Below are 13,517 nucleotides of genomic sequence, written 5' to 3' on the forward strand. Positions count from 1 at the left end.
CCTCGGGATATCGAGGCCCCACACGCCAGCGAACCCAAGCATGTTCTCGTCCTGGCGAGAAAGTGAGCGGCGTCACGAATCTTTGCTGGTCATCGAGTTTTCCTAACTCTCCCGTGAAGCTAGGATAGCCAGAGCGACCTCCGCGCGGGAGGTCCACGATGTACACGTAGAAGCGTTGCCTCAGCAGGATGGTAGCAAAGCCTTCGCGCCCATCCGGAGTCGTTTCCTAGACGCGCCCAGTGCAACCTCCGCCATGGACGAGGACGATCGGCAGTTTTCGAGGGCTGACAGGTATCTAATATTGCATATACATTTGGTCGATCCAATACGTCTGACCGGCACTAGATGGCATCGCAGACGTCGAATCAAAGATGCCAACTGCCTTTACTCGCCGTCCACCGACATAAAAGCTTCCCTGCCGTGCGAGGGAAATGGGGCTGTCCACAGTCTCTGATGGCTTGCGTTTGCACTGCGTATGTTTCGTCATGGAGATCGTCTGACGTGACGCGAGAATCGTCCGAGGAGCCTGTGAACGCGAGAGGAGAGCGGCAAGTAGCGGCGTCGCTGTAGGTTCCGCGACAAAGTTGGCTTTCTCTGGGAACGGCTCAATACTACTATGGCTTGTAGCCGACTCTTCAACGGTACCCGATCGAAACAAAGATCTCCTTTGCTTATACGGCAAAGGAGCTTACCAAGTGACTAGTGATCGATAAAACTAGGACTGCATATAATTTGAGATTGAAAATGCTTGATCGAGGCGATAAGGGAGAGGTCGCCGATCGGGTGGACAACCAAAAAGGGAGACAGTATGGAAAGCGAGCAGGACGACGCGGCTCTCAATCGTTTTTTTGCCGGACGGCGCCGCGCCGTCAAGAGTATTGGTGGATTGGTGGCAGCATCCGCGGCAGCGCTGAGTACCAGCAAGGGCGCCTACGCACAGAACGGTCCAATGCCTCAAGGCGCCGGCACCAATGGCACAGCCGCCGATTCTCCCGTAAGCAAGTTGACAGCAACGTTTAGCACATATGTCAGCGATGCGCGCATCTTGCCACTTCCACAAGACGTGTTAGAGATGACGAAGTGGGCGTTGCTCGACACCCTTGGAGCCATTGTTTCGGGTTCGCAGTTGAAGGCGGGTAGGGCGGCTATTCGCTTCGCTCAGGAGTTTGGCGGCAAGCCGACATCGACGGTCATCGGAGCGCTGACCGCATGCGATCCGGTGACCGCCGCCCTAGCCAACGGTACCATGGGTCATGCCGACGAGACTGACGACGTTCTGGTCGGCCCGTGGCATCCAGGTTGCAACGTAATCCCTGCTGCGCTCGCAGTCGGCGAGAAGTACGGAATCAGCGGGACCCACTTTCTCCGGGCTGTCGCCTTGGGGTACGACATCGGGTCGCGAGTCATGCAGGCGACCGGTGTGAAGATGGATTTTCGTTCGCCAACGAATAGTATGGGCGGAAACTGGGGTGCCGCAGCTGCTGCGATCTGCGCTGGTAGCTTGACCGAGGAGCAGACCCGGTGGGCGCTGGCATACGCGGCGCAACAATGCTCTGGAATTGACGATTTCCGCCGCGACCCTGAGCATATTGAGAAAGCTTTCATGAATGGCGGGATGGGGGCACGCAACGGTGTCACCTCGGCTTTGCTCGTTCTTTCGGGGTTCAACGGTGTCGGCGACATCATGTCAGGCGACGTGACGTTCTTCTCCGCCTACTCAGGGTCAGCCAGGCCAGATTTGCTTAATTACAAGCTCGGGGAGGACTTTTACATTCGGAAGGCGCTATTTAAGCACTGGCCTGTTGGTGGTCCAATAGCGGCACCGTTGGACGCGTTGGATGCTCTTCTTCGGAAGCACGGTGCGATTGACTCCCGGCAGATCAAGGAGATCGTCGTGTCCTACTGGTCGCCCGGATCCATTACCGATAATAGCGGCCCACCCGACGTCAACCTCCAGCACGCTGTAGCGCTGATGCTTACCGACGGCAGCCTGACGTTTAAGTCAATCCATGACTACAGCCGATTGGCAGATCCTGAAGTGGTAAGGCTGCGATCGTTGATTAAGATTGTCAGCCGGACCGCGGGGGATCCTCAGCAAAGGTCGGTGATCGGCGCGACGGGAGCTGCGCACGCGTCAGACACATCCAACGATCCGGCCATTCAGATCGTCCTGTCCGACGGCACACGCCTCGCGCAGGAGTCTGTGTCTCCGGGGCCAGGCGTGCCAAACCACCCTTATACGAGAGATTGGGCCGCGAAGAAGGCCCGAAGCCTGGTAGAGCCGGTGCTGGGCTCGTCGCGTGCGGAGTCACTGATTGCAACAATCCTGAAATTGGAGCAGGAACCAGACATCCGCGTGCTTGGTCCTTTGCTACGTGCAGACTCAAGCGAGCCGCCGAAGCTCTCATTGTGGCCGAAAAGCTGAGACTAACCGCAACACTTGCTTGCCTTGCATCAACGTTTAGGAGCATACATGAAGACTAAAGCTGTTCTCAGTATCCGCGAGACGACGAAAATCCTGGAGGCTGCGCGCGCAGAGGCGGATAAGAATAGTTGGCCTGTCGCCATCGCTGTAGTAGACGACGGCGGCCACTTGCTTGGAATGCTGCGGCTTGACGGAGGGGCCCCCATTAGTGCTCAGATTGCCATCGAGAAGGCGCGGACATCTGCGCTTGGCCGGCGCGAATCGCGTCTTTACGAAGAAATGATCAATGGCGGCCGCGCTGCGTTCTTGAGCGTTCAGCTTAAGGGTGCACTGGAGGGCGGCGTGCCGGTGCTGGTCAATGGCGAAATCGTAGGAGCTGTTGGCGTGTCAGGTGTGAAACCGGAGCAGGATGCGCAAGCTGCGAAGGTCGGAGCATTGGCGATCACTTGATGCGGCCGCGACACCAAACGTGCATTTCAGGCGCAAGCCTCGGTCCCCAATGTCGTTTGCTGACGCCCTTCTGTCTGCAAGCGCCCGAAGGCCGGAGCTTTCCATGCGGTCTCTTGCGTCGAAAATAAGTAGTACTGTTGATGTCATTGAGTACATGATCTCCCGAGTTAGGGGCCAACGAACACGCTGATAGGTGATCATCGCATCTGTCAGCGTCAAATTGCCAGATTCGGCAGGAAGGACGAACCTGCCTCGCGCCGGAAGTTCTGACCGCCTTCAGCGCCCGGCTGGCCCGCGCGAAAGCAACTGAATCGGTTGAAAATGAACCTCAGGTAGAGACGGTATCCAGCTATATCCCCCCTGAGCGCTTAAGCTCTGAGAGCAGCGGCATACGGCTCTCGTAGCAGCTTGCAGGCGCATGCGGCCGGGTGCTCTTGGCTCGCGTCGCAACAATTTCTTGCGCAGCGAATCCATATCGGCCTCGCTCCCGCCCTTCGAGCCTGAGCGACGCGCGCATCTGATCTGCGTGTCGGTCCCACCATATGCAGCGTCTTAGGCTCTTCCTTCCGGTCTAGCGGTCAATTAGTTTGATTCTCGCCTGACGGATCCGATGACGATGCGACTTGCTGCACAAACAAACGCCATCCCGCCGGGTCTGGCTCCGCAGTGGTGCGTCGGCTGTGGTTGCATTGGAAAAGATCCCATGCGGAGGTTCAGTGTGCAAAGCACGGGAACGTGAACATCCGCGCAATGGCCGCCGTTTGGTGTGATGACCGGTAGGCGCTATTGGACAAATGCGTACTTCTCGCGGGGAAGCGGGCGGTTTAAGCTGCAAAATGGATATTATCAATGGATTGAATAATTGGCGTCATTTCCCGCACGAGAGGTACAATTTTCATAATGCGCTAGACGACAATCATGTGGTCAGAAGTAGTGGTTTATCCCAAAATAGAAACCTTGTTGATTGTGGCCCGGCAGCGGCGGTGAATCCTGCGCCTCGACAGGGAATGCCGCGTTTCCGTGATTGAACATCATGCCGACGGTGCTGTAGAGCAACGTGCGTTTTGACAGGGAGTAGTTCGCGCCGATTGCACCGAGCGTGGCGCTTCCGCCGTTATGATTGACATTTGCGTGGTAAGCAGCCGCTACCAACTGTAATGCGTCCGTCGCCTGATAGTTCAAGCCAATCCACTCTTGGCTATTTCTCGTGGCACCCAAGGGATTGTCGGCCGTGACTGTGGTGTCAGAGCCTGATGACCACAGTTGTTGATAGCCCCCATAGAACTTCAATGGTCCCCACGAGTAAGTGGCACCAACCATATATTCCTGCGACGCCTCGTACAGGCTCGAGAATTTGCCATTCGCGTCGCGAATTTCTTCGTACACACCGTACAGGCTCAGACCGGTGAGGGTGTAAGCAGCACTCGCACTCAACTGACGACTTCCACGGAAGTTTCCTGCTTGATTTCCGAATCCATTCTGCAAGCGAAAGTTAAAACCACCGTACTTATTTGAATTGTACGTTACGGTATTCGCCCGCGAGCCCCACGCACGACCCTTGGCAAGGTTCGCGATACCAGTTGCCTCCTCGCCGAACGGGTCGAGGAAGTAGCCGGTCTCATCTGTTAGTGCCATGACCCGGCCTAGCCAGAGGCTACCGTATTTATCGCTCGCGACCCCGACGTATGCGTACCGGCCAAATAGGGCGTCAGTTGGTAGTGAACCTGAACCAGCGGAAAACATGCTCTCGAGCCTAAAAACAGCTGAGAAGCCGCCGCCAAGATCTTCAGATCCTTGCAGGCCCCACCAACTGATGCAATATTGATTGTTACCATAGCGGAAGAGATTTCTCGATGTCCCATTTGGTTGAGCAACATTGCTGATGAAATCCAGGCCGGAGTCTAGTCGACCATACAATGTGACGGAGCTTTGGGCGTGTGCCACGCTGCAAATCCCAGTGCCGACAAAAAATGAGGCAATGATGATTTTTCGCATTTCGTTGTACATAATATTTTTTGTGATCCGAAAACGAATACAGGGTTACGAGATCTCTATCGACTTGACCGCAAAGTCGTAGATGAACGTTTATTGGGGGAAATTCTATCGAGATTCTCGCTTGCTTCTAGCAAGCAAGAATTAATTTCGTCACGTCGCCGTTAAAATACGCCAGTCGCGTTCCAAAAACCGCAATGATGGAATTTTGCGTAGTGAGCGCCATTTATTACCCGATCCGCCGGAAGGGTAAGCTGGAGGATCTGAGGATGCGCCGATTCGAATTTTGGCCACGTCGTCCAATTTGAGGTGTCATTCGATGTTGTCCAATAGCGCACCATCTCGTCGGACAGTTTCTTTTGATATGCATTCAACGGCTGGGCGACGCCAAGGTTACCTCCGTGAAATCCCTCGAATACATATGCGAGCTCCGATGTGTGTGCAGCCCCCAGAGGGAAGGTGGTGGGCGGGATATACGAAGGCGCGGTCCTGTCCGCGAACTCGTAAGCGTGGACTGTTGTCTTTTTTGAGGCCCAGTTATCAATCTGGAGTGCCGGGCAAGAAAACAGATAGTCCGTCGCAACTGCTGCGAATGCCTCACTAGGTGTCTCGTAATTCGAGGATGGGTACTCCTTTGCGACCGACGACGCCAACTTGTCGCCAAAGAAGGCCTTGAGGGTACCTTGATAACGTTCTTCTGACATCGCCTGGCCCGTCGCATTCTCGGGCAGTGCGGAGAAGAAAGTCCCTTCGTCACGCGTCGTGCCATTGACAATCGATACATCGTTGAACTTGCCAGTACGTAGCGCATCACCCGGATGCGTTGGCATAAAATTACCGTCGATAATCGTTTGGTTGACGATATAGTCCTTTTGCAGCGCGAGGATCTTCTCAACCGGCAACTTTCGAAGGCAAGCTGCGCCTTGTCCCTTGCATGCTGCTGCATCGGCAAACTTTTCGCCAACGTTGCGAGCATATTCGACCGGGCGGGACGCCCCGAAATAGGGATGTCGGATGATCTCGGCAGCTCCGCTCATCACAATCGCGTGCTGGAACTTACCTTGCGCCCACGGTGAAGTAATCTGCGCCAGGACGCTGGTCCCTCCCGACGACTCTCCGGCAATGGTAACGTTGTGAGGATCGCCGCCGAATTTGCCGATGTTTCGCTGGACCCAATCGAGTGCAAATGTTTGGTCCATTTGACCGTAGTTCCCGAACGGATGCCCTTCGTTGTCGATATCAGGATTGGAGAAGAATCCAAGCACGCCGAGTCGATAGTTGATGGTAACGACGATCATATTTCTGCCCACAACCATTTTGGGGTTGTAGTCATTTGCTTGCCCGACCGTGAGATTGCCTCCGTGAATCCAGACGAGAACCGGCTTGGGCGCACTCGCTGAGCTTGCGTTGCTCGGCGCATAAACGTTGAGGTACAAGCAGTCCTCGCGACCGCCCGCCGACGCAAACGCTCCGAGATCTCCGTTTTGAGCGCAGGCGTTTCCTGGTGTGTTTGCTTCAAGCGTTGAAGACCAATGTGCTGGTGCTTGCGGCGGCCTCCATCGTAGTTCGCCCACTGGTGGCGCGGCATACGGAATACCGAGATAGGTCTTCATGGCACCGTCGTCACTGCCACGAACAGGACCGCTGTCGATGTCGATCGTCGCGGTGGGCCGAGCTGAGGCCGCCGCACCAAATGTCAACATCGCCGTCAGACAAACTGCCGTCGAGATGTCTTTAAGTGACATTCCGGGTCTCCATTTTTTCGATTTAATTGGAAAGCTAAGGTGTCGCAATTCAGCGACTCCATTTTTCAACAACGCCGCCGTTCGCACCTTTGAGCAACGTTAGTGGGCGCGCCAGATGTTGGATTATCCGGCGCGCTAATGTGGCATCTTCGACGCCGTTTGCGTCAGCGAACCCTCTTGGTGCCCGAACCCCACGCGTCTTCTGAAGCGTGGCGCATCGACGGTAGGGCGAATACCGCCGCAACCGCGAGCACATCAACGATTGCCAAACACAGCAATCCACCGGAAAAGCTGCCTGTTGCGTCTTTTACGATGCCCATGAGCCATGGCCCGGCAAAGCCACCGAGTGCGCCAATTGAATTGATCACAGCGATGCCACTTGCCATTGCAGCGCCAGTCAGGAACGTTGATGGCAAGGTCCAGAACGCTGAAACGCAGCCATACGCACCGAACGCAACGAGACTGAAAGCCAGGAATTTGACTTCGAGGTTTTGCGCAAGCGCAGCGATCACTAGACCGATTGCGGCAAGAAAAAGCGGGATAGCTGTATGCCATCTACGCTCTCCCTTCGCGTCCGAGCGGCGAGCCATCCACAGGATACCGACGCTCCCCGCGATAAAAGGGACCGCTGAGAGAAGGCCTGTTTGGGTATAGGTCAAGCCAAACGCCTTCACAATTTGTGGCAGAAAGAATCCTACGCTGTAGACGTTCAGAACCACGCTGCACATCACGAAGCCTAGGATATACACTGCTGGAGAAAGCATTGCTTGAATGACCGTGTAATCACGAATGGCTTTTCGTGCTCGTTCTTCCTTGGCCAATTGCTCGTCTAACCAATTGCGTTCATCAGGCGCCAGCCATTTCGCTTCTGACGGACGATCTGGCAGGCGTTTCAAGACGACACCCGCCAAGAATATCGCCGGCAGGGCCTCAATAATGAATAGCCACTGCCAACCCCGTAGATTCAGCAGCCCATCGAACCCTAGCAGCGCGCTCGAAATCGGTGCGCCAATCAAGAAGGCCAGTGGTCCAGCGACATTGAGGTACCCAATGACGCGCGCACGGTAAGCGGGTGGAAACCAGAGTTACTGTCAAATCTGGTGTTTGGGATTCGGCATGATCAGGCGGCCAGCGGTTGCTGAGCCGGTGTGCTGTCGGTCACCGGTAGCCCGTCTTTGAAAGGTTTGCCTTCAAGGAGCGAGGCGATTTTCTCTGGCGCACGAATGCGCCGCCACGATTGTTCGGCTGACTCGATGAGCTTGAATGCCAGACCGAGGAAGGTTGCGCGCGAAACGCAATTGCGCGTGCGGGTGGTTCGATGCCGCACGGTCGCGAACGTCGACTCGATGGGGTTTGTGGTTCGCAGATGCTGCCAGTGCTCTGCGGGAAAGTCGTAGAAGGCCAGCAGTTCATCGCGATCGCCTGTCAGCTTCCCGGCCGCCTTGGGATATTTGGCCGAATAGAGCTCGACGAAACGATCAAAGGCCACGAATGCGTCTTCACGCGTGGCGGCTTGCCAGATTTCCTGTAGGCCGGCTTTGGCTCGACCATGCTGTGACTTCGGCAATGCGTTGAGCACGTTGCCGGTTTTGTGAAACCAGCAGCGCTGGTGCCGCGTCTGTGGGAACACTTCGGCCAGCGCCGCCCACAACCCCATGGCGCCGTCCCCGCTTGCAAGCAGCGGGCCGCTTTGCAGGCCACGTGCCTTCAGATCCAGCAACACGTCGCGCCACGCGTCCTTTGATTCGCGATAGCCGTCGGCGATTGCCACGCGCTCCTTCGTTCCGTCCGGCTTCACGCCGATGATGACGAGCAGGCACTGGCCGTCGGAATCGTCGCTGCGCAGCCCCGTGTGAATGCCGTCAGCCCACCAGTAGACCCAACGTGCTTCCGACAGGTCCCGCCGGTTCCAGAGCAGATGCTCTTCTGCCCATTGAGCCTTCAGTCGGCTGACCACGTTCGGCGAAAGCCCTTTAGCCTGTTCGCCCAGCAGTACGCTGAGCGCCTCGCTCATGTCCCCGGTCGACACGCCGCGCAGATAAAGCCACGGCAGCGCCGCCGACACGCGTGATGACTTGCGGATGTAGGGCGGCACAATGTACGAATTGAACTTCACGCCCGAGCCTGAGCGGTCACGTACCTTCGGCACCTTGACGGGAACCGGACCGATCGCCGTGACGACCTCACGTGTAGGCAGATAGCCGTTACGCACCACGGCCCGCCGGCCGTCGAGTGTCTTCACGTTCCCGTACTGCTCGAGCAATGTCGCCAATTCCGCCTCGATCGCCTGCTGGATGATCTGACGGGCACCGCGCTGGATCAGATCGTCCAGGCTGCCCAACGTTGTTGCTTTACCGCCGTTCGTTTCTTCCGTAAACTCATTCATTGGTGGTGGATTCCGGTTAGCTGGTTGTTACTCTCGACAAGCAACATTCTCGGCTAACCGCCACCGCCTTCTCAATTCCCCGCCTCAACCCCGTACACCAGATCCAACGATAACTCTGGAAACCACTGGGTCAGGTAAAAGAGGACAGCCGGATAGAAGCCCGCTTCGGCCGCTCCCAGCAACGCGCGCATCGCGTAAAAGCTAATCGGGCCTTTGACGAATGCCATTGCGCCCGCAACGACTCCCCAGCTCAACAGAATGCGGGAGATCCAGAGTCGTGGGCCATAACGCATCATCAAGAGGTTCGACGGCACTTCCATCACGAAGTACATCAAGAAGAACAGACCCGCGCCAAAGCCGAACATAGACGCAGTCATGCCCAAGTCTTTGTTCATCTGCAGCGCAGCAATCCCGATGTTTGTCCTGTCGAGATACGCAACGAAGAAGCAGATAACAATTAGAGGGACGAGATTCCGAGCGGCCTTGCCCACGGCGCGTTGTTCAAGCGATAGCATCTTTTCGTCTCCTGCCGAAATATGTGTGTCCACAGCGCTTTTCGCACTGCCTGATTCTGACGCTTGCATTGTCTCCTCCTAGAAGTTTATATATTTCCGTCTCGCGTGACGCCTATACAGGGCCGACCCGTCTCGACGTAGTGATTTTCATCAATTAGCCAGATTAGATCCGCATCGCGATCCTCCGGTGCCGTTGCGCCGGTCATGGCGTATACGGCGCAGGACCATATACTCGTGTTGTTGCGCTCCGGATAAAGCGTGCTTGGCGGATTTAGCTTCTCCAGCAAAGCACCTTTGCGTTCGGCGCAAACCATGCAACACAAGCCGCCTACTTTTCCTCCGTGCCTCCGCCGTCGAGCTTGAATTGACAGACAGGAGCGTTCAAAATAGTTGATCAGATTAGCGCGATCCACGAAATCGCACGGCCAATACGACATACCCAAGCCACCAATTCTGAAAAGACCTTTGGGCGACGAGTGAACTCCTTCAGTGCTGCGCTCCACTCGTGTAGACCCTCATGCCGGTCTTGACCCTTGAGCACGAAACCCATGCAGACGGGGATGGATATTCGGCGGACCTATCCGCACCGTGCCGCTGAGCCATTCATCAGGACATTGCATTGAGCGTTGGGAACCTTCGCGTTTCAATTCGATATTGTTTGCTCCAATGTGATGCCGTTTCGGTCAGTTAACGTGTCGCTCAGTTTGTCCAATGTATCGACTGTCCGCTGCCCCGACTAGGTGGCAATATCGGCATATTCCTATTCTGTGGAGCATCAATGAAAGAAGATCTGAACGATCTCGTAGCGTTCCTTGCTGTCGCGCGCGAGCGTAATTTCACCCGCGCTGCAGCACAGATCGGGGTGTCGCAGTCAGCACTGAGCCGGACGGTGCGCGGTCTTGAAGAACGGATGGGTCTGCCGTTGCTGATGAGAACGACGAGGAGCGTTTCATTGACGGATGCGGGAGAGAGGCTGGTTTCCGCGATCGAACCACGATTGGAGGAAATTGAGGCCGAACTTGACTCGCTGCGTGCGATGACGGATCGACCGGCCGGTACCGTACGGATCACAGCCACCGACTACGCGGGGAACACCTACGTCTGGCCGCGCGTGCAGGGGTTGCTGCGTGCGTATCCGGAACTCCGGATCGAACTTGTGACCGACTACGGACTTTCGGACATCGTCGCGGACCGTTATGACATCGGCGTGCGACTCGGCGATCAAGTCGCTCAAGGCATGATTGCGGCGCGCATTGCTCCTGATATGACGATGGCGATCGTTGGATCTCCGGCTTATCTGAAATCGCGGTCCGCGACGAGAACCCCGCATGATCTGACACTCCATAATTGCATCAACCTTCGATTGCCCACCAGAAATTCACTGCTTCCATGGGAGTTGAGTAATGGCAAACGCCAACTCCAGGTTCGGGTGGACGGCCAACTTACGTTCAGTAATGTCTATCAGATGGTCGACGCTGCGCTCGGCGGATTCGGGTTGGTATACGTGCCCAAGGATCTGGTCGAGTCGTACGTCAAATCCGGCCGCCTTGAATGGGTGCTTGAAGAATGGTTCCCCACCTTCGTCGGATATCACGTCTACTACCCGAGTCGCCGTAAGTCGTCGCGCGCAGTCGGACTTGTTGTGAATGCGCTTAAGTCGGGATAACGCATGCGCGTTGCGGAAAGCAGAGCTTCAGTACCGTAGCTGCGCGGGCAGCACTGGTTCAGTGACGTGTCGTTCTACATGTGTCGCGCGAAGTTCGGCGGCATGGAGCGCTCTGAGGCGCGATGGCTCGAGGACCTCGAGGCGAAGGACCACGGTCGGTTGGACTACTGCCGGCTACACGCCTTGGTGGAACGCGATGGCGCACGCGCCGATCACAAGCGTTTCTATTGCCCGTACCCTGGGGCAAGGTTGGCTATACGGAGCCGTGTGACACGGCGTAAAGATTGAGTGCGAGCAACTGGGGTTGCCGGACGCGCGCAATTGTTCCGCCGGCGTCAAGATCAAGCTGGATGATTCGCGTCGCGACCCTCTGCTTACAATAGGTGGCGATTGGGCACTGTCAGGTTGTTGGAGATGCGGCGGTAGAATGAAGTGATGAAGAAATCGAAATCGCTTTATCACGGCCACCGCTTCCCCGCTGTCGTCATCAACTGTGCCGTTCGCTGGTATTTCCGGTTCGGCCTCAGCTTGCGCGACATCGAGGAGTTGCTGCTCGAGCGTGGCGTTGCGGTCACATACGAAATGATCCATTGCTGGTGCAACAAGTTCGGTGCCGGATTCGCCCATTGCGCCAGAGCGGCGCGGCGCAATCCGGGCAACACATGGCATGTGGACGAAATGTTTGTGACGCTGCGCGGCGAGCCGTATCTGTTGTGGAGAGCGGTCGACGAGCATGGTGTCGAACTCGACGTGCTGGTGTAAAAGCGGCGCGACAAGGCTGCGGCAAAGCGGCTCTTTCGGAGACTGTTGCGCTCAAACCCGGTGCCGTGCAAAATCGTGACCGACCGGTTGCGCAGTTATCCGGCGGCAAAGGCTGACATTCCCGCGCTTGCTCATGTGAAGCACGTTTTCGTCAAAGCGGCTGCACGCGTGAACAACCGAGCCGAGAAGAGCCACCAGCCGACCCGCAGGCGCGAACGTCAGATGTGCGGCGTTCGCGATGTGCGCCGCACGCGGGCCTTTCTTTCATGCTTCGGTCCAATCCGTCAGCATTTTGCGTTACCCAGACATCGGATGAACGCGGCACGTCACCGCACCGTGCCGTGCCGTGCCGTGCCGTGCTCAAAGAACGCCTGGCGGCATGGCATGGTTGGACTGACTGTGCCGCGGTCGGGACAGTCATCGGATAAGGATAACTATGCTTTCGTCAAAACGAGTAGCCTACATCGCCAACTTGACAACCAACTGGTTGCTAGTTTCGACGCGGACCATGCACAGGGCAGTCTGGCAAACCGGAAGCTTCAATCCATATCCGGCACGGCGCGCCGGGGAAGCGAAATTATATTTCGGTATGCGAAGATGATGCTATCGGGAGGTCGAGTGCGCTCGCGGTGCGGAGCACAGGGCCAATGATGCCGCCTCGGGCAGCTCGTGCGATCAGTTCCTGCAGTAGTGCCGCAGGTTGATCATCGCGCAGGCGAGTGTCTTGAGCGCGTAGTGCGCGTCACTGATGCGCTCGAAGCGCAGCAGCAGACGTCGGAACGTGTCCTCCCAGGCGAACACACGCTCGATGGTCCGGAAGCGCTCTTCGAAGATGGTCGCATCGAAAAGCCGCCTGCGGCCGCGCTTCGGTGTTTTGCGCCCACGCGGGTTCTCCGGGATGTGGGTCTCGTGCCGCGATTGAAGATTGCCTTGCGGTTTTCCCGGCGATCGTACACGCCATCCAGACTGACGATGGTGCCTTTCAGGTCGATGCCTGTGGCACGGGCCATGGCGGTGAGCCTGGGCAGCGCATCGCGCAGCAGCGGCGATTCATTGCGGTTGCCCGGCGCCGCCACGAATGGCGCGATAATGTTGCACGCGCGATCGCAGAAGGCCACCGCCTTGTCGCTCTTGAGGTGCTTGTGCCCGCTGTAGCCCAGGTTGTCGCCGCCTTTCTTTGCCGCAGTCGTCGTGCCGTCGCCGTGGATAACATCCAGATCAGGCAGCTGGTCCTCATGAAGCCGGCGGACCGAACCCGCAAAGACACGGTCGATGCTGCCGTCGGCCTGCCAGCGTCGCATCATCCGGTAGATGCGCGTGGGGTGATTTTCGGGCAGCCCCTGCGCATTCGTTTCGATCGGCAGCATCTTCCACTGACACCCCATATAGAGCGCCCGCAGGATGTAATTGAAGATCCTGTACAACGGCAGCGTGGGTGGCGGGCCGCGCCGGCCCCAGCTCCGATGCGGCAAGACAAATTGCTCGAACTGCTCAACCGTCAATTTCGTGGGAATCGCCTGCCGGCCATGGTTTGCAGTCATTCTCGCATGCGCAGACCCTTGACTTTAGCCGATCC

The 13,517-nt window shown here is 56.9% G+C and carries 8 protein-coding genes and 2 pseudogenes; 4 read left to right on the forward strand and 6 right to left on the reverse strand.

Annotated features, from left to right (window positions below):
* The first annotated feature begins 808 nt into the window (after positions 1-808).
* Positions 809-2,425: an MmgE/PrpD family protein gene (locus L0U84_RS23170; RefSeq protein ID WP_233852974.1), complete on the forward strand. Its 1,617-nt coding sequence runs from the start codon at positions 809-811 to the stop codon at positions 2,423-2,425.
* A gap of 48 nt (positions 2,426-2,473) precedes the next feature.
* Positions 2,474-2,875 carry a heme-binding protein gene (locus tag L0U84_RS23175; RefSeq protein ID WP_233852975.1) on the forward strand — a complete coding sequence of 134 codons (402 nt, stop codon included), beginning with the start codon at positions 2,474-2,476 and terminating at the stop codon, positions 2,873-2,875.
* A gap of 924 nt (positions 2,876-3,799) precedes the next feature.
* On the opposite strand, the gene L0U84_RS23180 is transcribed toward L0U84_RS23175, so the two are convergent.
* The 5 genes and pseudogenes from L0U84_RS23180 to L0U84_RS23200 all read right to left on the reverse strand — a co-directional run bounded on the left by L0U84_RS23180 (position 3,800) and on the right by L0U84_RS23200 (position 9,582).
* Entirely contained in the window at positions 3,800-4,882 is a 1,083-nt protein-coding gene (locus L0U84_RS23180) for a porin (protein ID WP_233852976.1), read from the reverse strand.
* A gap of 149 nt (positions 4,883-5,031) precedes the next feature.
* Positions 5,032-6,612, reverse strand: coding sequence for a carboxylesterase/lipase family protein (locus L0U84_RS23185; RefSeq protein ID WP_233852978.1), 1,581 nt, complete (start codon positions 6,610-6,612; stop codon positions 5,032-5,034).
* Positions 6,613-6,776: 164 nt separating this feature from the next.
* Positions 6,777-7,682 (reverse strand): annotated as a pseudogene (locus L0U84_RS23190) (MFS transporter); the annotation flags it as partial.
* A gap of 50 nt (positions 7,683-7,732) precedes the next feature.
* Positions 7,733-8,998, reverse strand: coding sequence for an IS256 family transposase (locus tag L0U84_RS23195; RefSeq protein WP_233849448.1), 1,266 nt, complete (start codon positions 8,996-8,998; stop codon positions 7,733-7,735).
* 71 nt (positions 8,999-9,069) lie between these two features.
* Positions 9,070-9,582, reverse strand: coding sequence for an MFS transporter (locus L0U84_RS23200; protein WP_233852980.1), 513 nt, complete (start codon positions 9,580-9,582; stop codon positions 9,070-9,072).
* 709 nt (positions 9,583-10,291) lie between these two features.
* Between L0U84_RS23200 and L0U84_RS23205 the strand changes: the two genes are divergently transcribed.
* Both L0U84_RS23205 and L0U84_RS23215 read left to right on the forward strand, forming a co-directional pair.
* A complete protein-coding gene (locus L0U84_RS23205; protein WP_233852982.1) occupies positions 10,292-11,179 on the forward strand; it encodes a LysR family transcriptional regulator in 888 nt (295 codons plus the stop codon).
* Between the two features lie 435 nt (positions 11,180-11,614).
* Positions 11,615-12,369, forward strand: a pseudogene (locus L0U84_RS23215) (IS6 family transposase).
* A 276-nt stretch (positions 12,370-12,645) separates the two neighbouring features.
* Here the strand turns inward: L0U84_RS23215 and L0U84_RS23220 are convergent.
* Positions 12,646-13,482, reverse strand: a complete 837-nt coding sequence (locus L0U84_RS23220; protein ID WP_233852983.1) for a transposase — start codon at positions 13,480-13,482, stop codon at positions 12,646-12,648.
* Positions 13,483-13,517 lie beyond the last annotated feature (35 nt).

The organism is Paraburkholderia sp. HD33-4 (assembly GCF_021390635.1).
GTDB lineage: Bacteria > Pseudomonadota > Gammaproteobacteria > Burkholderiales > Burkholderiaceae > Paraburkholderia.

What these genes read in the sequence shown, in the direction of transcription:
- L0U84_RS23170 (WP_233852974.1), top strand. Translation starts at nt 809, where the DNA reads ATGGAAAGCGAGCAGGACGACGCGGCTCTCAATCGTTTTTTTGCCGGA.
- L0U84_RS23175 (WP_233852975.1), top strand. Translation starts at nt 2,474, where the DNA reads ATGAAGACTAAAGCTGTTCTCAGTATCCGCGAGACGACGAAAATCCTG.
- L0U84_RS23180 (WP_233852976.1), bottom strand. Translation starts at nt 4,882, where the DNA reads ATGTACAACGAAATGCGAAAAATCATCATTGCCTCATTTTTTGTCGGC.
- L0U84_RS23185 (WP_233852978.1), bottom strand. Translation starts at nt 6,612, where the DNA reads ATGTCACTTAAAGACATCTCGACGGCAGTTTGTCTGACGGCGATGTTG.
- L0U84_RS23195 (WP_233849448.1), bottom strand. Translation starts at nt 8,998, where the DNA reads ATGAATGAGTTTACGGAAGAAACGAACGGCGGTAAAGCAACAACGTTG.
- L0U84_RS23200 (WP_233852980.1), bottom strand. Translation starts at nt 9,582, where the DNA reads ATGCAAGCGTCAGAATCAGGCAGTGCGAAAAGCGCTGTGGACACACAT.
- L0U84_RS23205 (WP_233852982.1), top strand. Translation starts at nt 10,292, where the DNA reads ATGAAAGAAGATCTGAACGATCTCGTAGCGTTCCTTGCTGTCGCGCGC.
- L0U84_RS23220 (WP_233852983.1), bottom strand. Translation starts at nt 13,482, where the DNA reads ATGACTGCAAACCATGGCCGGCAGGCGATTCCCACGAAATTGACGGTT.